At 71.8% G+C, this 21,664-nt stretch carries 16 protein-coding genes; 1 reads left to right on the forward strand and 15 read right to left on the reverse strand.

All coding sequences use genetic code 11. The annotated features are described in order from the left end of the window. Positions 1-144 precede the first annotated feature (144 nt). The 3 genes from EJK16_RS12155 to fdxA form a co-directional block, all read right to left on the reverse strand. A complete protein-coding gene (locus EJK16_RS12155) occupies positions 145-1,443 on the reverse strand; it encodes a citrate synthase (protein WP_127129657.1) in 1,299 nt (432 codons plus the stop codon). Positions 1,444-1,648: 205 nt separating this feature from the next. Further along, positions 1,649-2,794, reverse strand: coding sequence for a succinyldiaminopimelate transaminase (gene dapC / locus EJK16_RS12160; protein ID WP_370276029.1), 1,146 nt, complete (start codon positions 2,792-2,794; stop codon positions 1,649-1,651). Positions 2,795-2,797: 3 nt separating this feature from the next. Further along, positions 2,798-3,115, reverse strand: a complete 318-nt coding sequence (gene fdxA, locus EJK16_RS12165; RefSeq protein ID WP_127129659.1) for a ferredoxin — start codon at positions 3,113-3,115, stop codon at positions 2,798-2,800. A gap of 283 nt (positions 3,116-3,398) precedes the next feature. On the opposite strand from fdxA, the gene EJK16_RS20270 reads away from it, so the two are divergent. Continuing rightward, positions 3,399-3,737, forward strand: coding sequence for a hypothetical protein (locus EJK16_RS20270; protein ID WP_164737329.1), 339 nt, complete (start codon positions 3,399-3,401; stop codon positions 3,735-3,737). On the opposite strand, the gene EJK16_RS12170 is transcribed toward EJK16_RS20270, so the two are convergent. The 12 genes from EJK16_RS12170 to EJK16_RS12225 form a co-directional block, all read right to left on the reverse strand. Then, a complete protein-coding gene (locus EJK16_RS12170) occupies positions 3,722-4,303 on the reverse strand; it encodes a GNAT family N-acetyltransferase (RefSeq protein ID WP_127129661.1) in 582 nt (193 codons plus the stop codon). The genes EJK16_RS20270 and EJK16_RS12170 overlap by 16 nt on opposite strands. Next, positions 4,266-6,821: a VanW family protein gene (locus EJK16_RS12175; protein WP_127129663.1), complete on the reverse strand. Its 2,556-nt coding sequence runs from the start codon at positions 6,819-6,821 to the stop codon at positions 4,266-4,268. Before EJK16_RS12175 ends, EJK16_RS12170 begins: the two co-directional genes overlap by 38 nt. Before the next feature lie 316 nt (positions 6,822-7,137). After that, positions 7,138-7,701: a flavin reductase family protein gene (locus EJK16_RS12180; protein ID WP_127129665.1), complete on the reverse strand. Its 564-nt coding sequence runs from the start codon at positions 7,699-7,701 to the stop codon at positions 7,138-7,140. After that, a complete protein-coding gene (locus tag EJK16_RS12185) occupies positions 7,694-8,110 on the reverse strand; it encodes a hypothetical protein (protein ID WP_127129667.1) in 417 nt (138 codons plus the stop codon). The genes EJK16_RS12180 and EJK16_RS12185 overlap by 8 nt, the downstream gene beginning before the upstream one ends. Beyond that, positions 8,107-9,279 (reverse strand): PIG-L family deacetylase, encoded by a 1,173-nt coding sequence (locus EJK16_RS12190; RefSeq protein WP_164737330.1) that lies wholly within the window; start codon positions 9,277-9,279, stop codon positions 8,107-8,109. The genes EJK16_RS12185 and EJK16_RS12190 overlap by 4 nt, the downstream gene beginning before the upstream one ends. A gap of 205 nt (positions 9,280-9,484) precedes the next feature. Continuing rightward, on the reverse strand, positions 9,485-11,401 hold the full coding sequence (gene typA, locus EJK16_RS12195) for a translational GTPase TypA (RefSeq protein WP_127129671.1): 1,917 nt from the start codon (positions 11,399-11,401) through the stop codon (positions 9,485-9,487). 402 nt (positions 11,402-11,803) lie between these two features. Then, entirely contained in the window at positions 11,804-12,226 is a 423-nt protein-coding gene (locus EJK16_RS12200) for a hypothetical protein (protein WP_127129673.1), read from the reverse strand. 796 nt (positions 12,227-13,022) lie between these two features. Continuing rightward, positions 13,023-14,891 (reverse strand): ABC transporter ATP-binding protein, encoded by a 1,869-nt coding sequence (locus tag EJK16_RS12205; protein WP_127129675.1) that lies wholly within the window; start codon positions 14,889-14,891, stop codon positions 13,023-13,025. After that, entirely contained in the window at positions 14,891-15,910 is a 1,020-nt protein-coding gene (locus EJK16_RS12210; RefSeq protein WP_127129677.1) for an ABC transporter permease, read from the reverse strand. The genes EJK16_RS12205 and EJK16_RS12210 overlap by 1 nt, the downstream gene beginning before the upstream one ends. Beyond that, complete coding sequence (locus EJK16_RS12215) at positions 15,903-17,534, reverse strand: ABC transporter permease (RefSeq protein WP_127129679.1); 1,632 nt, start codon at positions 17,532-17,534, stop codon at positions 15,903-15,905. Before EJK16_RS12215 ends, EJK16_RS12210 begins: the two co-directional genes overlap by 8 nt. Before the next feature lie 165 nt (positions 17,535-17,699). Next, positions 17,700-19,523, reverse strand: a complete 1,824-nt coding sequence (locus EJK16_RS12220) for an ABC transporter family substrate-binding protein (RefSeq protein ID WP_127129681.1) — start codon at positions 19,521-19,523, stop codon at positions 17,700-17,702. Between the two features lie 391 nt (positions 19,524-19,914). Further along, positions 19,915-21,630, reverse strand: a complete 1,716-nt coding sequence (locus EJK16_RS12225; protein WP_164737331.1) for an ABC transporter family substrate-binding protein — start codon at positions 21,628-21,630, stop codon at positions 19,915-19,917. Positions 21,631-21,664: the final 34 nt, after the last annotated feature.

A 21,664-nucleotide genomic window follows, 5' to 3' on the forward strand; every position in this document is an offset into this window, starting at 1 on the left:
GCGCGCGCCGCCCCACCGGCCCCGGCACGCCGCGCGCCGCCCCACCGGCCCCGACACGCCGCACGCCGCCCCACCGGCCCCGACACGCCGCACGCCCCGCACCACGATCGGTGCGGGGCGTGCGGCGCGCGTCGGGATCCGGCGTCAGCGCTCGTCCATCGGCACGTAACGGCGCTCGGCCTCGCCGGTGTAGACCTGGCGCGGGCGCCCGATCTTCGTCGCGGGGTCCGTGATCATCTCGCGGTACTGGGCGATCCAGCCGGGCAGGCGGCCCAGCGCGAACAACGGCGTGAACATCTTCGTCGGGAAGCCCATGGCCTTGTAGATGAGGCCGGTGTAGAAGTCGACGTTCGGGTAGAGCTTGCGCTCGATGAAGTACTCGTCGTGGAGCGCGATCTCCTCCAGGCCCATGGCGATGTCGAGGAGCTCGTCGCTCTTGCCCAGGCGGGCCAGGACGTCGTGCGCGGCCTCGCGCACGATCGCGGCGCGGGGGTCGTAGTTCTTGTAGACCCGGTGCCCGAAGCCCATGAGGCGGACGCCGTCCTCCTTGTTCTTCACCTTCTGCATGAACTTGTCCACCGAGTAGTCCGCGCTCTGGACCTTGGTGAGCATCTCGAGGACGGCCTCGTTGGCGCCACCGTGCAGCGGCCCGGAGAGGGCGCCAACGCCCGCGGCGATCGAGGAGTAGATGCTGGCGTGGGAGGAGCCCACCATGCGCACGGTCGAGGTGGAGCAGTTCTGCTCGTGGTCGGCGTGCAGGATGAGGAGCATGTCGAGGGCCTTGACAATGGCCGGGTCGACGTCGTGGCGCTGGTAGGGCAGCCCGAACGTCATGCGGATGAAGTCCTCGATGTAGCTCTTCGAGGCGTCGGGGTACAGCAGCGGCAGGCCGGTGGCGCGCTTCGCGATCGAGGCGATCATCGTGGGGACCTTGGCCATCAGGAGGACCGTGGACAGCTCCAGCTGGTACGGGTCCTTGGGGTCCAGCGTGTGCTGGTAGTAGGTCCCCAGCGCCGAGATCCCGGCCTGCAGGATCGACATCGGGTGCCCGTTCGCCGGGAAGGCCGTGAAGAACGCCTTGAAGTCCTCGTGCAGGATCGTGTGGCGCTTGATGCGGCGCGTGACGGACTCGAGGGTCTCGGCGTCCGGCAGCTCGCCGTAGATCAGGAGGTACGCGACCTCGAGGAACGTCGAGCCCTGGGCGAGCTGGTCGATGGGGTATCCGCGATAGCGCAGGATGCCCTCGTCGCCGTCGATGAACGTGATGGACGACTGGGTGGAGGCGGTGTTCATGAAGCCCGGGTCGAGGGTGACCAGGCCGGTCTCCTTGAGCAGCGACGAGATGTTGATCCCGTCGTTGCCCTCCACGGCGGGGACTCGGTCGAACCGGAGCGTCTTCCCGTCTACCTCGAACGTTGCCGGGCTCAGCTCAGCAGTCGACATAAGTCCCCTCCTCGGGATGGTCGGGCCCTCGGTCCGAGCGCCGCGTTGCAATTCTCAGGGGACCTATGGCCCCCGACGAAGGTGATCCGTCGCACAAAGATATGCCATGCGGACCGAAAAGCAGGAACCGGACCGCGTCTGGCGGGACCCGCGCGACGGCGCCCCCGGGACTCTAGTGCAGACCGGGCGACGCCGAGGGAGGGGCCTACCGGAACAGCGGTCCGCTCGCGCGCAGGCGCCGGGCGCCCTCGCCGATGCGCTCGTCCGTCCCGGTCAGCCCGATCCGCACCATGCCCTCGCCCGCGCCGCCGTAGAAGGTGCCCGGCGCGACGAGGATGCCGTGCGCGGCCAGGGCGTCGACGATCTGCCAGGAGCCGATCTCGGGCCGCCCCGCGGCGCGGGCCCACAGGTAGAGCCCCGCGACGCTGTTCGGGTCGAGCTCGAGCCCGGCGCTCTCGACGGCGTCGACCAGCTGGGCCCGCCGCGCGCGGTACCGCTCGCGCTGGGTGTCGACGTGGTCGTCGTCGGCCAGCGCCGCGGCCGTCGCCGCCTGGACCGGCGCGGGCATCATCATTCCGATGTGCTTGCGCACCTCGGTCAGCGGTCCGATCAGCGCCGGGTCCCCGGCCACGAACGCGGCCCGGTACCCGGCGACGTTCGACTGCTTGCTCAGTGAGTAGAGCGCCAGCAGGCCGGCGTGCGACCCGCCCGTGACACGCGGGTCGAGCAGGGACGGCACGCCCTCGCTCGCCCAGGGCTCGGCCCAGGGCAGCTCGGCGTAGCACTCGTCGGAGGCGACGACGGCGCCGCGCTCGCGCGCCCAGGCGACCACCCGCCGCAGCTGGTCCACGGACAGGACGTGCCCGTCGGGGTTGCCCGGCGAGTTCAGCCAGACGAGCCGGACGTTCTCCGGCCACGTGGCGGGGTCGTCGTCGACGGGGACCGCCGTCGCCCCGGCCAGCCGCGCGCCGACGTCGTACGTGGGGTACGCCGCCCGCGGGTGGACGACGACGTCGCCCTCCCCCAGCCCGAGCAGGGCGGGCAGCAGCCCCACCATCTCCTTGGACCCGATGGTGGGCAGCACGCCGTCCGTGCTCACGTCCGGCACGCCGCGGCGGCGGCGGAACCACGCCACGACGGCCTGGCGCAGCGCGAGGGTGCCCACGGTGGTCGGATACCCGGGCGCGTCGGCCGCGGCGCGCAGGGCCTCCCGGGCGACGTCGGGGGTCGGGTCGACCGGGGTGCCGACCGAGAGGTCGACGATGCCGCCGGGGTGCGCGGCGGCGCGGACCTTGGCCGGGGCGAGCGAGTCCCAGGGGAAGTCGGGCAGCGACCTGCCGTACAGCGGCACCCCTCAGGCCTGCGGGGGGAGCGCGGCAATCATCGGGTCGTCCTTGTCGATGACGCCCATCTTCGCGGCGCCGCCGGGCGAGCCCAGGTCGTTGAAGAACTCGACGTTGGCGCGGTAGTAGTCGGACCAGATCGCCGGGGTGTCGTCCTCGTAGAAGATGGCCTCCACGGGGCAGACGGGCTCACAGGCGCCGCAGTCCACGCACTCGTCCGGGTGGATGTAGAGGGAGCGCTTGCCCTCGTAGATGCAGTCGACCGGGCATTCATCGACGCACGCCCTGTCCTTGACGTCCACACAGGGCTGGGCGATGACGTAGGTCACGGGAGGTCCTTTCCTTTGGCGACAGCGCGACGGCACCTCGCGGGCGGCGTCGACCCAGTATCCCGCAGTGGCCGGGGAACGACGAACGTCCCGGCTGCTCGGCGGGTGTGCCAGCCGGGCGGGGCGCTGTTCCGGGTGCGCCTCTGACCGCTCACTGTGGCGTGGGGAACATCTGGCCCGGCATACCTTTCGGTTGTCCCCCGGCGGCGCTCAGGCCGCCGACGCCCCGCCCGGCGGCGCCCCCGCTTGCGCGGACCGGGGTGCGAGGGTGCAGGCTCGGCTCATGACCGACGCCGCACCTACCCCGCCGCAGCCACCGGCGCGTCCCCGCCCCCCGGCGCCGCCCTGGCTGCAGTGGCGGGTCGGTCAGCGCGTCGTCGTGCGTTACCGCGTCGACGGCGGCCTCAGCGACGCGCTCGGTGACCTGCTGGAGGTCCGGCTCGACGGCGTCGTCGTGCGCACCCGGAGCCGGGGCGACGTCGACGTGCCCGCCGCGCTCATGGTGGGGGGCAAGCTCGTGCCCCCGGCGCCGTCACGCCCGCAGGGGCCTCCGCCGCACGGTGACACGCCGGGGCCTCCCCTGCCGTCACGCGCGCCGGATCTGGATCACGCGCCCGACTGAGCCGTGATGCCGCGGGCGCCGAAGGCCGCCAGCGCGTCGCCCGTGAGCCGGAACGTCGACCACTCCTCCTGGGGCCGCGCGCCCAGGCTCCGGTAGAACTCGATGGACGGGGTGTTCCAGGTCAGCACGCTCCACTCCACGCGGGCGTAGCCGCGCTCCGTGGCGTGCTGGGCCAGGGTCCGGAGCAGCGCCTTGCCGTGCCCGGCGCCGCGGGCGTCGGGGCGGACGTAGAGGTCCTCGAGGTAGATCCCGTGCACTCCCTCCCAGGTAGAGAAGCTTCGGAACCACAGCGCGAAGCCCACGACGTCGCCGTCGACGTCGGCCACGTGGGCGAACACCGACGGCGCCTCGCCGAACAGGGCGTCCCGGAGCTGCTCCGCCGTCGTCCTCACGGCGTCCGGCTCATGCTCGTAGGTCGCGAGGTCGTGGATGAGCTGGAGGATGGTCGGGACGTCTTCTGGCCGGGCGGCGCGGATGCGGCTCACGGCCACGACCCTAAACGACGGCCCGCCCCCGCCGGAACGCCCCTCAGCCCTCCGGGGTGGCGCTCGGCGTCTCCGGCGCAGCGGTCGCCGACGGCGCCTGGCCGCAGACCACGCGGTGCCAGGGCCGGTAGGTCCAGCTCATGTCCTTGTCGTCCACGAGCGCACCGTCGCGGAAACGCTGCCGGTTGACCGTGACCGTGAACCCGTTCTTGCCACCCGACTCCGAGACACACTCCTCGGCGGGGTTGTAGACCGTTGTCGGCTTGGTGATGTTGTAGTGCGCCGAGGTGGTGGTCTTGACGTCCCAGACCTTGGTGCTCCACAGCCGCGTGTGGACCGCGTCGGAGGTCACCCAGGCGTGCACGAGGATCCCGTAGTCGGTGTTGTTGCGCCAGATCATGTCGACGCTGGGTTCCCACAGCGTGGCCTCGCGGCCCGCCGGGTAGCGGTCGAACCAGCGCGAGTGCGGCTGGTGGGTGACGTCGTCCATGCCGGCGAGGTAGCCGACGTTGAACGTGTTCGTCGACAGCTGCGAGAGCCCGCCGCCCAGTGCGGTGGTGGAAAAGCCGTCCTCCACGACGCCGGAGGAGACGAACCCGTTCTCCGCGGTGATGGGGCCGAGCGCCTTCAGGAGGGAGAACTCCTCCCCGGGCATGACGAGCGTGCCGGTCACCTTCGCGGCGCCCACCTTGAGGTTCTCGGTGCGTACCGGGTCGTACGGCATCGGGGTGGAGAAGTCGACGATGATCTCCTTGACGCCCAGCGCCTCGGCCTCCGCGGTGGTGAACTCCGGCTCGGCGTCGACCAGCTGCGCCTCGGCGGTCCGGTTGCTCGAGGTGCCGGCCGTGCGCACCGCCTCCGCGAGCGCCTCGGGGTCCAGGCCGCGGCCGGAGGTCGAGGGGATGATCTCCGGCTGGGCGTTGGCGCCCAGCACGATCCGGGCGTCCTCGCCGGCGACCCCGATCTCCGGGTCCACCTCGGCGACGGCGGCGGCCAGGACCTTGCCGTCCATCTCGAGGGCGAGGGCATCGCCGTCCGCGACAAAGCGGGCGGCGGACGCGAGCTTCTCCGGGCTCAGCTCGGCGACGTGCCCCTCCACGCTGACGGCGACCGGCGCGGAGACCAGCGGCTCGGCCAGCGTCGTCAGGGCGTCCTGGACCGCGTCCTCACCGATCGTGGGCTGGACCTCGTCGGTGGGCAGCTCGAGCGGGCGCTCGGCGGTCAGCCACTCCTCCTGCAGGAACGACTGGGCGGCGTCGAGGTCCACCTCCTTGCCGGCGACCGGCTCGGTGACCTGCGGGACCGCGCCCTCGAAGGCGATGACACCCTCGACCGCGGCGAGGTTGACCTCGGACGACGCAGCCTTGAGCTCAGCGCGCAAGCCGTCTTCGTCGACGGTGGAGATGACGGGCGCCTCGCCCATGCCGAACACGCGACCCCACAGAACGCGCGGGTTGAGGGTGAAGCCGGTGAGGTTGTCCAGGGTGGCGTCCACGTCGAACGTGAGGCCTGCGGCCGCCGGGTCGACGCTCGAGAGCGCCTCACCGACGCTAACCGGCACCTGCTCGGTCTGCAGCGCCGCGAGCTCGGTGTCCAGGCGATCGCGTGCGGCGTCCGCCGAGAGCCCGCCGATCGGCACGCCCGCGACGACCGTCCCGCTGGGGATTCGACCGCCGAAGAACCAGGCGCCGACGCCGTACGCGACGACGGCGACGAGCACGACGATCGCGGCGACGACGAGGCCGCGCTTGCTGCGGCGTCGGGGCTGCTCGGCCTCGAACTGGTCGAGGGGCGAGCCGGGCGGGGGCGGTGTGTCCTGCGCGGCGGGAGGGGCGTCCGAGGCGGGAGGAGCGTCCGCTACGGGAGGTGCCTCCGCCGCGCGGGGCAGCTCCGCTGTGGCGGCGGCTGCGCCGGCGGGGTGCGCGCCGAGCTGCTGCGTCGGCTCACCCGCGGCATCGTCGACATCCACCGCGGCAAACCGCTGCGTCGGCTCACCCGCGGCATCGTCGACATCCGCCACGGCAAACCGCTGCGTCGGCTGGTCGTGGGCAGAGTCGGCCTCGGCGGCGGGGGCGCTCTCACCGCGCACGGTCCCCAAGTCGGCCTGCGTGGCCTCTGCGCTCTGGGGCAGTGCGTCGACGGGCTCCCCCTCGGCGGCGGGTGCGCCGTCCGGAGTCGGGAGGTCGTCGGGCGCCGGCAGCTCGCGCTCGGGAACGGCGTGGCCCGCACCGAGAGGGGCCTCGGGCGTCGCCGAGGCCGTGTCGCCCGGCGCGGCATCAGGCCTGGGCGGGGCATCCGAAGACGCTGTAGCGCCCTCACGCGCCACCTCGTCGGTGGCCGGTCGCTCGGGCGCGTGCGCCGCGGCGGGGATCGCACCGTCGTCGGGCGTAGGGGTCGCAGGCTCGCGCGCCGCCCCCGGGACGGGCTCGGGCGCCGCCTCCGGGGCGCGCGCGGGCGTCGTGTCCGGAACGCCGTTGCCCGCGGCCCGCGGAGCGGTGTCCACGCCGCCGGCCGCACCGTCCGCCGTCGCCGCGGCCGCCGGGCCGTCGGCGGGCTCGTCGCCCCAGCGGGCGGCCAGGACCGCATCCAGGTTGTTCATCCCCGTACCGGGGGTGGCGGCGGGAACATCGTCCGGGACCTGCGGGGCAGCGTCGAGGGTGGCCTCGTGCGGGCCGGTCGGTGTCGGTGTGCCGGCGTGAGCGGTCGCCCGAACTACCGGGCGCCGACCGGGCCTCCGCCTGGGCTTGAAGTCCTGTGCCACTAGATGAGCTCTCTTCCCCCAGCGTGCGTGCGACCTCGACATGTTAATGCGCCAAAGGCGGCCAGAACGCGACTGCGCTCAACGTCACCAAGTTGTGACCGGATTAAGCCTCACGCGGAATCTCTCGCCGCGAGTGCGTCCCGCCGTGTCGAGGTCAGCTCACCGTCTTGATGCGACCGAGGTGGTGGACGAGCCCGCCCGTGCCCGTCCGCCCGAGGGTGGCGCCGAGGACCTCGCCGACGACGACGTCGTGGTCGCCGGCCGTCTTGATCCAGGCGGTCCGGCACTCCAGCCATCCCTGCGCGGCGTCGACGAGCGCCGCGCCGGACCGCTCGCCGCGGTGGTGCGAGACGCCGATGAGCTGGCCGAAGTTCGGTCGGCCCGGGCTCGCCAGCCGCTCGGCGGCCACCGCGGCGCTGCCGTCGAGGAGGCTGACCGCCCAGGTGTCCGTCTCGTCGAGGGCCTCCCGCAGGCGGGCGTCGGAGTACACGCAGAAGAGCACCATCGGGGGGCGCAGCGAGACTGAGGCGACAGCGGTGGCCGTCATCGCGAGGTCCAGGTTGCCGCTGCGCAGGGAGACGACGGTGACGCCACCCGCCAGGCGCCCCATGGTCGCCCGGAATCGCTCGACGAGGTCCTCCGGGTCTGTCGGGCCCTCGCCCGCGCCCGTCCCGCCGTTCCGTGCCGCGCCCGGGTCCGTCGCGGCGGCGTCAGTCATTCGCCGAGGGCCCCGCGGTGTGGCGTGGGCGCGGTGCGGGCAGGTCCGAGTACCAGGCACGAGGCGTGAACGCGGCGGCGAGGGCCATCAGCGGCAGGCCGAGGAGCCAGGCGTAGCTCAGCGCCTGATCGGTGACGAGCACGTCCCCGCCGGGCGCCACGAAGGTCATCACCTGACACGTAAGCAGGCCGGCGAGCCCGTACACGAAGACGGCGACGCCGTCGCCCACGGCGCGGGCGAAGACCGCGCCCACCGCCGCGGCGAAGAGCGCGAGCGCCAGCCCGGCCGGGAACCCACCGAGATCCGAGCGGTGCACGAGCGTGCCGCAGGCGCCGACGATCACGCCGGTCACCAGCGAGGTGGCAGCGGCGACCACGACGCCGACCCGGTCGGCGGACCGCGCCCTCACCTGGCCACGTCCGCGCCCAGGAACGCGGCGAGGCGCTCACGCCCGGCCGTCCTGCCCAGGCGGTCGCGGACGTCGAGACCGGCGAGACCGACGATGCCGGCCAGGCCGTACCGCTCCGCGACGGGGATGGGGTCGTTGTAGCGGTGGTGGATCGGCTCGACCGCGAGCCGGTCGACGTCGTCGTACCCCGGGACGAGGTGGAGGCACGCGGTGCCGAGCAGCGGCAGCAGCAGCCCGTTGCTCAGGGCGAACCACCCCAGCGCCGGCTGGGCCCGTTCCTCGGGCTCCGTCAGGTCGGCCAGGTGGACGGACTGCACCTGGCTGCGGTGCGCCCGCAGGGCTGCGGCGACGGCGGGCAGCGCGTGCGAGATGTCGATGACCAGGTCGACCTGGTCATCCGGGAACACCATCGAGGGCATCGCGCCGTCGGCGGGGATCGGGGCGAGCGCCTGTCCCAGTGCACCGAAGACCGGACGGTGCCGATGGACCTCCTGCAGCCAGCGCAGCGCGGACCGGTACCGCGTCTCGCTCTCGACGACCCAGGCGACCACCGGCACCCGGTACGGCTCGAGACCGACCAGCGGGTCGTCGTCGGCCATCTCGCTCGCCTCGGCGGCGAGCTCGACCGCCCGCATCGTGACGCGGTGGGTCTGCACGTGGTCGGGGTGGCCGTAGGCGCCGTTGGGCTCCTCGGTCACGACCACCTGGGGCCGGGCGCGGCGCAGGAGCCCCGCCAGCAGCCGGGCCGACAGCTCGACGGGTACACCGGCGAAGGCGCTGGGTCCGGCGTCGGGCTCGGGCTCGCCCACGCCGGGACGCTGCCAGACCATGCCGGAGCCGGTGAAGCGCGGCGGCCGGCGGCCGGCGAGGCCGGGGAGCGAGTCGAGGAAGAAGTGGCTGTGCACGCCCAGGGCCGTGAGCGCCCGGGTCAGCTCGTGCTGACGCTCGTGGGCCAGGGCGGGGCCGTTGCCCTTGAGATGGGCGAGGTCGCCGGGGATGACGTCGCCGCGCTCGCCGCGCGTGGCGGTCACGACCGTCACACCGACCCCGGCGCGCACGGCGGTGGCGAGCAGCCCGCCCGCGCCGAGGACCTCGTCGTCGGGATGGGCGAAGACCCCGACGAGACCGCCGGTGAGAATCTCGGGGGCGATGCCGCGCGTGGACGTCATGTGCTCATCATGGCCGTTCTCGGCGTGCCTGCACATCCAACGACGCGCCCGGGCCGCCGTCCCGGTTTGGGGACGGATCCGCCGTCCGCGTCGGCCCGGCCGGGTGCCCGGTACGCCGTCGGCCCGCCCCCTCGCAGGAGGGGACGGGCCGACGGCGCGGGCGACTACTTCCCGGGGACGTCGCCGCCCGCGGGAAGAAGTGTGCTCAGACCTTCTCGGAGCGGCGGCTGCGCGAGGCGGAACGGAACCGGTCTTGCGCGTCAAGGATGACCTTGCGGATGCGCACCGACTCGGGCGTCACCTCCACGCACTCGTCCTCGGCGGCGAACTCGAGCGACTCCTCGAGCGTGAGGAGGCGCGGCGGGACCATGCTCTCGAAGTTGTCCGCCGAGGAGGATCGCATGTTGGAGAGCTTCTTCTCCTTGGTGATGTTGACGTCCATGTCCTCGTTGCGGGAGTTCTCCCCGACGACCTGGCCCTCGTACACCTCCGTGGTGGGCTCGACGAAGAACGAGCCGCGCTCCTGCAGGTTGATCATCGCGAACGGCGTCACCGCTCCGGCGCGGTCAGCGACCATCGAGCCGGTGTTGCGCATGTCGATCGTGCCCTGCCACGGCTCGTAACCCTCGTGGATCGAGGAGGCGATGCCGGTGCCGCGGGTCTCGGTGAGGAACCGGGTGCGGAAGCCGATGAGCCCGCGGGCCGGAACGACGAATTCCATGCGGATCCAGCCGGTGCCGTGGTTGGACATCGTCTCCATGCGGCCCTTGCGGGCGGCCATGAGCTGGGTGACCGCGCCGAGGTACTCCTCGGGGACGTCGATCGTCATGCGCTCCATGGGCTCGTGGCGCTTGCCGTCGATCTCCTTGGTGACCACCTGCGGCTTGCCGACGGTCAGCTCGAAGCCCTCACGGCGCATCTGCTCGACGAGGATGGCCAGCGCCAGCTCGCCGCGGCCCTGAACCTCCCAGGCGTCGGGGCGCTCGGTCGGGAGCACCTTGAGGGAGACGTTGCCGATGAGCTCGCGGTCGAGGCGGTCCTTGACCTGGCGGGCGGTGACCAGGTGGCCCTTGACGCGGCCGGCCAGCGGTGAGGTGTTGATCCCGATGGTCATGGAGATGGCGGGGTCGTCCACCGTGATGAGCGGCAGCGGGCGCGGGTCGTCGGGGTCCACGAGGGACTCGCCGATGGTGATGTCCTCGATGCCTGCGACGGCGACGATGTCACCGGCGAACGCGCTCTCGGCGGGGACACGGGTCAGGCCCTCGGTGCGGAGCAGCTCGGAGATCCGCACGTTCTTCATGGTGCCGTCCTGGCGGGCCCAGGCCACGGTCTGGCCCTTCCTCAGCTCGCCGTTGTGGATGCGCAGCAGCGCGAGGCGGCCGAGGAACGGGGACGCGTCGAGGTTGGTGACGTGCGCCTGGAGCGGCGCACCCTCATCGTAGGAGTAGGCCGGGATCTTCTCGATGATGGTCTCGAAGAGCGGCTCGAGGTTCTCCGAGTCCGGCAGCTCGCCGTCGGCGGGCTGCTTCAGGCTGGCGCGGCCGGCCTTGGCGGAGGCATAGACGACCGGCACGTCGAGGATGGCGTCGAGGTCGAGGTCGGGCACCTCGTCGGCCAGGTCGGAGGCGAGGCCCAGGAGGAGGTCCTGCGCCTCGGAGACGACCTCGACGATGCGCGAGTCCGGGCGGTCGACCTTGTTGACGAGGAGGACCACGGGCAGCTTCGCGGCCAGCGCCTTGCGCAGCACGAACCGGGTCTGGGGCAGCGGACCCTCGGAGGCGTCCACGAGCAGGACGACGCCGTCGACCATGCTCAGGCCGCGCTCGACCTCACCGCCGAAGTCGGCGTGGCCGGGGGTGTCGATGACGTTGATGACCAGGCCGTTCTCGAGACCGGCCTTCTGGGCGGCCGGACCCCGGTAGTGCACCGAGGTGTTCTTCGCGAGAATCGTGATGCCCTTCTCGCGCTCGAGGTCGCCGGAGTCCATGGCGCGCTCGTCGACGTGCTGGTGCTCGCCGAAGGCGCCGGACTGCCACAGCATGGCGTCGACGAGGGTGGTCTTGCCGTGGTCGACGTGGGCGACGATCGCGACGTTGCGCAGATCAGAGCGCACAGGCATACGCAGAGCTCATTTCATCGTGAGAGGCAGGCTTCCCGCGGCCGCACAACCTCGTAGGTCGCTGCTCGCACAGAGCCAGGCGCCTGTTTCAGGCGCCAAACCGCGATTCTACCGTTGAATGACCAGTTTGCGGCACCCCCTCCGGTGATGCTGTAAGCAGTATCACCCGGGCGCGCGCCGGAAACGCCGTCGTTCCGGGCGTGCGCACCACCGACGCGCTCGGTCCTCGGGCTTGGCTCCGCCTCTGGGAAACTGCTCTGGGGAACTGGTCGTGCGCGGGCGGACGAAGTCATGTTCCGCGATCTACGACCTCGTCCTGTGGAGCGCTACCGCTTGCGGCCGGTCGGCTCTGCGCCGGCGTGGGCGCAGCTCGATCATTGCCCACGAGCCCGCAGAGGTACCTCACTTCGAGCCAGGCGGTGCGAGAAGGCCCGGCACGGGCCGAAGCCCGACGGTCATGCTTGCCGGGAAGGCCGCGCACAGCCGCCGGAACACGTTGTCCTCGTCCTCGACGTCGCGCCGGTCGAAGCGGCGAAAGGTGTCCCCCAGCTCCCGGATGGCGTCCTCGCGGAGCTTTTCGTTCACAACCGTGCGCGCAGCGTCCGCACCACGGCCGATTGAAGTCCCAGCCCCGTACTTCATCGCGCCGTCGAACTCCGCATGGATGGCCCATTCGCGCACGACCCGACCGCCAATCCACTTGCGGAGACGCCATGCCAGGTCCGTGTAGTAGACGCCACGGGCGGTGACCACCCGGTACTGCGCGATGGGGATCGGCAGACCGCGGGAGACCGCGATCCAGCGCACCACCGTCTCGTACGTCACGTGGGTGCATAGACATTGCGCAGTCCTCGATGGTGCGCTCCAAGGTGGTGACCCGGAGCCCGTTGACGACGACGATGTCCTCGTCGGGCAGCGCGCCGCAGTGACGGCGCAACCCCTGCGCCTCCTTGTTGCTGGGCTTCGCGCGCTGCGTGATGTGCGTCAGCGGGTCGACGCGCCAGATCCAGCAGCCGTGGATGAGGGCCGCAGTGATGTGGCTGAGGACATGGTCCGCGCTCAGCCGGCGGCTGACGGCCACGGCACACGCGAGAGCCTCTCGCCCACGCCGTTGCCAGGGAGATTGGTCAGCCACCGCCTCGACGTAGGCGCCGGGCCGCACCCGGACGATGACGCCGGAGCGGCACGCGGCGCGAACAGCGTCGTCCCCGATGTCTCGCCTGAGGATCACACGGGGAAGCGTGCGCGGAAGGATGGGGGAGACCATCCAGGGATCGTGCAGGAGAAGGTACTCGGCGTGATGGCCAGCTGTGGGTGACCGGGGCTGCGAGCGCAGGTGGACACCCGCCGCATACCCGGGTAGCTCCGCGATGGGTGTAGCGCCGCGTGCGGAGCCCGAGGCCGACCTGGACCCGGTAGCCCATCGGACGCCCGGTTCGGTGGCTCCGGGGGCAAACTCGGCCTGCGGGTGCCCACCCTGATGACTGGTCGTGCTCAAGCAGACGAAGTCATGTTCCGCGATCTACGACCTCGTCGGGCAGAGCACTACCAGTCGCCGAGGGGCCCGCAAAGGCGGCCCGACGGCGGCCAGCGGCTGGCGGCACACAGCGCCTGGCGCCGCCTACTCCCCCACCTTGAGCTCGGTGACCTCCTCGCCCAGGCTCGCCAGGAGGCGGTGCCGCTCCTCGCGTCGGCGGCGCTGCTCGCGGGGCTCGGGCACCGGCGCCGCGGCGAGGAGACGCCGGGTGTACTCCTGCTGCGGGTTGAGCAGCACGGCCTCCCGGTCGCCCTGCTCGACGACCCTCCCGTCCTGGAGCACGACCACGCGGTGCGCGAGCAGGTCCACGACCGCCAGGTCGTGGGAGATGAACAGGCACGCGAAGCGGTAGCGCCGCTGCAGCTCGGTGAACATCGCCAGCACGCTGGCCTGGACGGAGACGTCGAGGGCGGAGGTGGGCTCGTCGGCGACCAGCAGCTCCGGCTCGAGGACGAGGGCCCTGGCGACGGAGACGCGCTGGCGCTGCCCGCCGGAGAGCTCGTGGGGGTAGCGGTTGTAGACGCTGCGCGGCAGGTGCACCGCGTCGAGGAGCTCGAACACCTTCTGCTGGCGAGCCCGCCTGTCCCCGAGCCGATGCACGACGAGCGGCTCCGTGATGATCTCCCCCGCCGGCAGGCGGGGGTTCAGCGACGCGGCCGGGTCCTGGAAGATCACGCCGATTCGCCGTCGCAGGGCCTTGGCCTCCCGGCGGCGCAGTGAGTCGAAGTTGAGGCCGAACAGGTCGATGCGGCCCGCGGCCGGGGGGATGAGGCCCAGCGCGGCCCGTCCGATCGTCGACTTCCCCGAGCCCGACTCCCCCACCAGGCCGACGATCTCGCCCTGCTGGACCAGGAAGGACACGCCGTCGACGGCGCGGAACGCCAGACGCCCGTGGTGCTCGTAGTCGACGGCGAGGTCCACGAGCTCCAGCGCGGGCGCGGCCAGGACTCCAGTGTCCTGCGCCGGCGCGGGCACCGCCCGGGTCCCGACGTCCGGCGCCGGCGCGGTGCCGAACTGGCCGGGCCCCTGGCCCAGGTGCGGGACGGCGTCGAGCAGCCGCCTCGTGTAGGGGTGCCGTGGGTGATTCAGGACCTGGTCCGCGCTGCCCACCTCGACCAGCTCGCCCTTGAACATCACGGCGACCCTGTCGGCCATGTCCGCCACCACGCCCATGTTGTGGGTGATGAGCAGGATCCCGGTGTTGAGCTTGTCCTTGAGCGATCGGAGCAGGTCGAGGATCTCGGCCTGGACCGTGACGTCGAGGGCCGTCGTCGGCTCGTCGGCGATGATGACCTTGGGGTCGCAGCTGATCGCGATCGCGATGACCACGCGCTGGCGCTGCCCGCCGGAGAGCTCGTGCGGGTACTGCCGCACGCGCCGCTCCGGCTCCGGGATGCCCACCATCCGCAGCAGCTCGACGGCGAGCTCGACGGCCTGGCGCCCATACGCGCGGCCGTGCACCTCGAGGGCCTCGGTCAGCTGGTCGCCGATCGTCAGGACAGGGTTGAGCGCCGTCATCGGTTCCTGGAACACCATGCCGATGTCGTCGCCGCGCAGGTGCCGCAGCCCGCGCGCGTCGAGGCGGCGCACATGCTGGCTGCCCACCACGACGTCGCCGCCGACACGCGCGTTGCCGGGCAGCAGCCCGAGGGCGGTCATCGAGGTGACGGACTTGCCCGAGCCGGACTCGCCCACGAGGGCCACGACCTCGCCGGGGCGCACGTCCAGCGAGATGCCCTTCACGGCGTGGACGGAGCCGAACTCGGTGCGGAAGCGGACGTCGAGGTCGGTGAAGCGCAGCACACGGTCGCGGCCGGCGCTGGCGGCGCTGGGCCCGGCGCCGGCCCCGGCGCGGGCGGTGCTGGGGCTGGCGCCCGCCCAGACGCGACGTGCGTCGTCGCCGACGCGACCTCCGTCGTCGCGGGCGCGCCCACCGGGCTCGGTGGAGGCCATCAGTCCTTCCTCCTGCTCTGGCGCGGATCGAAGGCGTCACGCAGCCCGTCGCCGATGAAGTTCACGCTCAGCGCGACGGCGAGGATGAAGAGGCCGGGCCACCAGAACAGCCACGGGCGAGAGGTGAAGGCGTTCTGGTAGGTCGAGATGAGCTGGCCGAGAGACGTGTCCGGCGGCGTCACGCCGAACCCGAGGAACGACAGCGAGGTCTCCAGGAGGATCGCCGCGGCGATCGACAGGGTGGCGGCCACGATGATCGTGCCCAGGGTGTTGGGGAGGATGTGCTTGACGATGATCCGGGCGGGGTGCGTGCCGACCGCGCGGGCGGCGGCGACGAACTCCCGCTCGCGCAGGGAGAGCACCTCCCCGCGCACGAGGCGGGCCAGCGACGTCCAGCCCACCAGGCCCAGCATGAGGGCCAGGACGAAGATCCCCGAGCCCGAGGCCATCTGCCCGAGCACGGCGGCGAGCACGAGGGTGGGGATGACGATGAACAGGTCGGTCGTGCGCATGAGGACCGCCTCGACGCGGCCGCGGAAGTACCCGGCGACGGCCCCGACCGTGGTACCGACGACGGTCGCGATGAGCCCCACCATGAACGCGATCAGCAGCGAGCGCTGCGTGCCGCGCATGACGAGCGCGAAGAAGTCCTTGCCCGCGTCCTCCTGACCGAAGGGGTGCTCGCCCACGCGCAGCGGGTAGAGCCGCAGGGTGGGCCGGCCGCCGTCGACGAGGGTGGTGGCGGTGACGTAGTCGTGCTTCCACCAGCCGGGGAACGGGCCGAACCCGATCGAGGTGTAGGCGAGGAGCGTGATGAGCACGAGGACGCCGAGGGAGATCATGGCTGCCTTGTGCCGCACGAAGCGGCGCCGGACGAGCTGGCCCTGGGAGTAGTTCTTGTCGGTCCGGCCCTCGAGGTCCTCGTCCAGCAGCCGGTCGACGTGCGCGGCGGTGGTGGGGTCGGTGCCCGGGGACTGCGGGACCGGGACGACGTCCTCGGCGTAGGTGCTCTCACTCATGGGTGGCTCCCAGCGTGCCCGGGCGGGCGGCGGCGGGTCGGACGCCGGCCGGGTCGCCGGCCGCTCCGGGGCGCGGGCGCGGTGCCCCCTGGCGACGACGCGTCGTGCTCAGCCGGATCCGCGGGTCGAGGAACGCGTAGGCGATGTCGGCCAGCATGTTCATCACGACGGCGGCGGTCGCGGTCACGAGGTAGAAGGCCATCACCGGGGCGGGGTCGACGTGCTCCAGGCCGGTCCGGAACAGCTGGCCCATGCCCTTCCAGCCGAACACCGTCTCCGTGAGCACCGCGCCGCCGATGAGGCCGGCGAAGTCGAAGGCGACGATGGTGGTGAGCGGGATCAGGGCGTTGCGGAACGCGTGCTTGGTGATGACGACCCGCTCGGACAGGCCCTTCGATCGGGCGGTGCGCACGTAGTCCTGCTGGAGCACCTCGAGCATCGAGGCCCGCGTGTACCGGGTGAAGGACGCCACCGAGATCAGCGTCAGGACGATGGTCGGCAGGATCAGCTGGGTGCCCTTGTCCAGGATGCCCTCCCAGAACGTGCCGGCGAAGTTGGGGGTGCTCGCCCCGATGGTGGAGATCGGGCGCGGCTGGAGCTGGAGGTACCCGGCCCAGGCGGACAGCGCCTTGTCCGCGACGATGACGACACTCATGAACAGCGCCGTCACGACGCAGACGCCGACGGCGGCCCGGCGGGAGAAGCCGCCCCAGAACCATCCGGCGGCCACCGCGACGGCGAGGGCCAGGGCGAGGAGCCCGAGGAGGATCGGCCAGCTCGGGTCGGCCAGCACGCCGCCGAGCGCGACGTAGGCGACAAGCCCGGCGCCGACGGTCGTGAGCGCGGCGTACACGACCCGGCGGTTGCCCAGGCCCGTCGTGAGCATGACGGCGAGCAGGGCGCCGCCCGCACTGACCAGGGCGACGACGCCGACGCCCAGCGCCGGCCGGCGGAACCAGTCGACGGCGTCGAAGTAGACGAGCGCGGCGAGGACGAACACGAACGTGCCACCGCCCGTGACGAGGCGCCGGCGGGTGTCCCCGCCCAGCATGCCCTGCAGCACCACGCCGACGCCCGCGGCGATGAGCACCTTCGTCGCCGGGGCCAGGTGCGGCTGGGCGATCCAGTCGTTGAACCGGATCGCGCCGTACTCCTTGAGGAGCACGGCGGCCCAGAACACCGGCAGGGAGAAGAACAGGAACGCCAGGAAGGTCACGAGGTAGTCGAACCCGGAGTACTGGCGGACGGCGGTGAGGATCCCCAGGAAGACGCCGACGACGATCGCCAGGAGCGTCGCGAGGATGACGAGCCGCAGCGTGGCTCCGGCGGCATTGGCCAGCAGGGCGGTGACGTTGACGCCGGACCGGTCGGTGCCGAGGTCGCAGTGGCCCACCAGGCATCCGGCCACCCCGGCGAGCCAGCCGAGGTACCGCACGTACCAGGGCACGTCCAGGCCCATGTTGGTGATGCGCTGGGCGATGAGGTTGTCCCGGTTCGGGTCGTTGGACTCCCGGAGGTCCGCGAGCGGGTCGCCCGCGTGGACGGTGAGGACAAACATCACCAGCGAGCCGGCGAGCAGGATCAGGAACGAGATCCCGAGCCTGCGGAGGATGAACGTGACCACAGGAAACCCTTCGACGGGTCGGCCGCGGGGTCGGCGTGCGTGCCGGCCGGGCGCTGTGTGGCGGGCGGGCGTGAGACGGGCGCTGGGTGCCGGGCGGGGGGCGGGGGCGAACGTCGGGCGTCGGGCGTCGGGCGTCGGGCGGGTGCTAGGCCGGCGCCGGCCGCCTCACTCCGCGCGCTGCCACTGCTCGGCGTTCCAGCTCACGCCCGTCTGGACCGCCGTGAACCGCACGTTCTTCAAGTCCGCGGAGTAGGCGATGGTCCCCGGGTGCGCGAAGAGCGGGATGCCGTACAGCGTGTCCCACAGGCGCTTCTCGATCTTCTTCTTCTGCTCGAGGTGCACGGCCGGGTCCAGCGACGACGCCAGCGTGGCCCACGCGTCGTCCACCTCCTTGTCGGAGTAGCCGCCGTAGTTCTGCGGGGCGTTGGTGGTGTAGATGTTCTGGCCCGAGGCGATCTGGCCGGACCCCGACCAGGCGTAGAGGGAGACCTCGTAGTCCCCCGCCGGCAGGGCGTTGGAGAAGAAGTCCGCGCTGCCGACGTCGATGACGTTGAAGCCGGCCTGGTCGCAGCTCGACTTGATGATGTCGACCTCCGAGGTGCGGCGGGGGTTGGGCGCCGAGTAGCCGATGCGGACGTCGATCGGGCCCGCGATGCCCGACTCGGCGATCTTCGCCTTCGCGCCGGCGATGTCGACCTTGTCGTAGCGGCCGTCGTACGCGGCGGCGACGACGTCGTCGTAGTGGTCCTGGAAGGGGAAGTACTCGCGGGCGTTCATCACCACGGAGTCCTTGTTGATCGGCTTGATGAGGTTGTCGACGATCTGCTGGCGGGGCACGCACATCGCGAACGCCTGCCGCAGCGCCAGGCCGCCCTCGGCGTCGGAGAAGACGCCGTTCTTGAAGTTGTAGTCCAGGTGCTCCCAGGTGAGCTTGGCCCCCGTCTCGACCTTGACGGCGGAGCCAAGCGCCCGCAGCTGCGCGAGCGTGTCCACCGTGGCCTGCGGCTCGATGACGTTGAGGTCGCCGTTCTGCAGCGCCTGGACGTGGGCGTCGGCGGCCAGGAACCGGAAGGTGAGGCGGTCCGTGGCGGCGGGCGTGCCCCAGTACTTGGGGTTCGCCTCGAGCGTGAGCGACTGGCCGGCCTCCCAGCCGCCCGGCTTCAGCTGGTAGGGGCCGCCCGAGGGGGCGATGGCCGGGTCGGGCAGCTGACCGGGGTTCGGGGAGATCCAGCCGTTCCAGAACTTCGCGGCCCGCGTGACGACGTCGACCTCTTTGTTGAGGATGGCCTGGGTGAGCGCGTCCTCCGTGATCCCGATCTGCTTGGCGACGACGTGGGCGGGCAGGATGTAGCCCCCGACCATGAGCTCCCAGTCGGGGTTCTTCCTGGCGTACGTGACCGTGAACGTCTTCCCGCCGACCTTCCCCTTGGGGCCGTCCGGGACGTCCTGCGGGTACTGCGCGGAGACGTGGTTGAACACCGGGTGCTGCGGGTCGGGCGAGAGCCAGGTGGGGTTCTGCGCGACCCACTCCAGGAGCATGTCGGCGTAGTCGATGGGGCTCCCGTCGGACCAGACGGCCTTGTCGTTGATGGTGTACTCGACCACCAGCGGGGCGTCGCCCTCCAGCCCCGAGACCGCCTTGTAGGTGCCGAACTCCGGGTTCGGGTACAGCTTGCCGTCGGTGCCCTTGTAGTTGAACCCTCCGGGCCGGATCTGGCCGTTGATCACCGAGTTGTAGGTCGAGTACGTGTCGGCGGTGTAGTCGTTGTACCCGGTCCACTCGTCCTGGCCGGTCGAGAAGTAGATGTCGCCGTCGGCGGTCTTGATGTTGCCGAGGTCCGCCTTCGCGCCCGAGGTGGCGGCCTCCCCGCCGCCCCCCTCGCTCGTCGACGCGCTCGGGGTGGGCTCCTCAGGGGTCCCGCTCGTGCACGCGGCCAGCAGGAGCGCGATTCCGGAGAGGACCGACACGGCCGCAGCAGTACGCCTCATCATTCCTCCAGTGCGGGGAGGAGGTCCCCGGACCAGCGCGCTGGTTCGGGGATCGGTGCATACCCAGGCTCGGAGGTGGGAGCCGACGGGTGACCCGGGCCCACAGACGGTGTGGGTCCGCAACGTGTCCGCCGTGACGTTCGTCACATCATCGTCGAGGCCGAGAGTACACGGACCGTTCGCCGCGGCACCCCGGCACGCCAGGGAAGGGGCTCGAGCGGTCAAGTCCTCGCACACCACCGCGCTCGACCGGTCAAGTCCTCGCACACCACCGCGCTCGACCGGTCAAGTCCTCGCACACCACCGCGCTCGACCGGTCAAGTCCTCGCACGCCGGCGAGCCCGCGGAGTTTTCCCGCGAGTACTTGACCGCTCGGCGGGAGGGGAGGGGGTTAGCCGGCGACGAAGCCCCAGTTCTCCGGCCGGGTGCTGCTCAGCCCCGTCGCGCCCACGTTGGCGAGATCGCTGACGGCGGCGACCAGCTGCGGGCGCTGGTAGAGCGGCAGCGTGTGTGCCTCGGCCCAGATGAGCTCGTCGGCCTGGTCGGCCAGCTCGAGCCGTGCCTCGTGGTCCGTCTCCGTCGCGATCTTGGCGATGACCTCGTCGAGCTCGGGCGATGCCACCCGTGCGAAGTTCGAGTGCGCCGTCGCCGGGTCGCCGTAGATCTCGCCGAGGCCGACCATCGGGTACGGAGAGCCGTACCAGTACATGCCCATGAGCTCGAAGTCGCCGGAGAAGAGCGTCTCCCCGAACTTCGCCTCGGGCACCTGATCGAGCTCGACGTCGATGCCGACCTCGCGCAGCTGCGCCTGGACGAGCTGGCCCTCGTTCTCCGAGACCGGGACCCCGGTGAGGACGCTGAACCGGACGACCAACGGCTCGCCGTCGCGCTCGCGGATCCCGGTGCGCGGGTCGGGCGTCCAGCCGGCGGCGTCGAGGGCGGCGCGGGCACCGACGGGGTCGTACCCGTAGTCGGCCGCGTTGTCCTCGTAGCCCTCTTGACCCTCCAGGAAGATGTGGTTGTCCAGGGGGCGCTGCAGCTCGGCGGGCAGCCCGGCGAGGCTGGAGGCGGCGATCACCGACCGGTCGAGGGAGCGCACGATCGCCTGGCGCACGGCCAGCTCGGTGAGCGCCCCGGCGGAGGAGTTGAAGGTGATGTTGCGCCAGCTCGTGCTGCCGGCCCGCCGCACGTCGGCACCGGGCACGGCGCTCGCGATCTGGAAGGCGTTCGGGTCGGCACCGACGTCGAAGACGTCGAGCTCGCCGTTCTGGAAGGCCAGCGCGGTGCCCTCGGGCGACACGACGCGGTACTGGATCTCGTCGAGGATCGGGGCCGGGCCCCACCAGCGCTCGTTCGGCACGAGGGTGAGGACTTGCTGGGCCGCATCGGTGCTCTCGACCGCGAAGGGCCCCGTGGCCCAGTCCGCCGGGTGCTCGAGCCAGCCCTCGTTGAACGTCGCCGGGTCGGCGACGCCGTCGGCCGGCAGGACGGTGGACAGCGCCGCCTTCCAGTCGGGGAAGGCGGCGCTGAACGTCACGACGACGTCGAACGGGGTGTCGCCCTGCTCGACTGACTGCACCGCGGCGAACGCGCCGGTGGCGCACTGGAACTCGGCATTCGAGCCGTTGCACGCGGAGACCGTCGCCGCGTAGTCCTGCCAGGTGATCGGCTTCCCGCTGTTCCAGACCGCGTCGGGGTTCAGGTGCAGGACGACGACCTCCTGCTCTCCCACCATGTCGTCGTCGAAGCCGAGCAGGAAGTTCTCGTTCGGTGTGGGCACGCCTGCACCGTCGAAGTCCCAGTTGGCGACGCTGATCGGCGCGAAGACGTCGGAGTAGGCGGCGTTGGCGCCGCCCACGTGCAGCGGGTTCCACTGCTCGGGCAGGGGGCCGACGGCGCGACGGAGCGTGCCGCCCTGGTCGAGCTCCGCGCGCGGCGTGGCGTTGACCTCGAAGAGCTCGCCCTCGCCGGTGGCGATGCCGCCGCCCGGTTCGACCACGCCGGCGGAGGCGGTGGGGTCGGCGCCGCCCACGTTGCTGGTGGTGCATCCGGCCAGCGCCAGCGCCACACCCGTCGCCAGGGCGGCGAGCCCCTTCGTCCTCCGCACCGAGAACTCCTCCATCATGCCGTCCGGGGAAACG

The sequence above is a fragment of the Georgenia sp. SYP-B2076 genome (assembly GCF_003991205.1).
GTDB lineage: Bacteria > Actinomycetota > Actinomycetes > Actinomycetales > Actinomycetaceae > Georgenia.

Bases quoted from the DNA above. Each gene is read 5' to 3' on its own strand.
- EJK16_RS20270 (WP_164737329.1), top strand. From the start codon at position 3,399: ATGACCGACGCCGCACCTACCCCGCCGCAGCCACCGGCGCGTCCCCGC.
- EJK16_RS12210 (WP_127129677.1), bottom strand. From the start codon at position 15,910: ATGAGTGAGAGCACCTACGCCGAGGACGTCGTCCCGGTCCCGCAGTCC.
- EJK16_RS12175 (WP_127129663.1), bottom strand. From the start codon at position 6,821: ATGAACAACCTGGATGCGGTCCTGGCCGCCCGCTGGGGCGACGAGCCC.
- EJK16_RS12155 (WP_127129657.1), bottom strand. From the start codon at position 1,443: ATGTCGACTGCTGAGCTGAGCCCGGCAACGTTCGAGGTAGACGGGAAG.
- EJK16_RS12190 (WP_164737330.1), bottom strand. From the start codon at position 9,279: ATGACGTCCACGCGCGGCATCGCCCCCGAGATTCTCACCGGCGGTCTC.
- EJK16_RS12180 (WP_127129665.1), bottom strand. From the start codon at position 7,701: ATGACTGACGCCGCCGCGACGGACCCGGGCGCGGCACGGAACGGCGGG.
- EJK16_RS12205 (WP_127129675.1), bottom strand. From the start codon at position 14,891: ATGGCCTCCACCGAGCCCGGTGGGCGCGCCCGCGACGACGGAGGTCGC.
- typA (WP_127129671.1), bottom strand. From the start codon at position 11,401: ATGCCTGTGCGCTCTGATCTGCGCAACGTCGCGATCGTCGCCCACGTC.
- EJK16_RS12220 (WP_127129681.1), bottom strand. From the start codon at position 19,523: ATGAGGCGTACTGCTGCGGCCGTGTCGGTCCTCTCCGGAATCGCGCTC.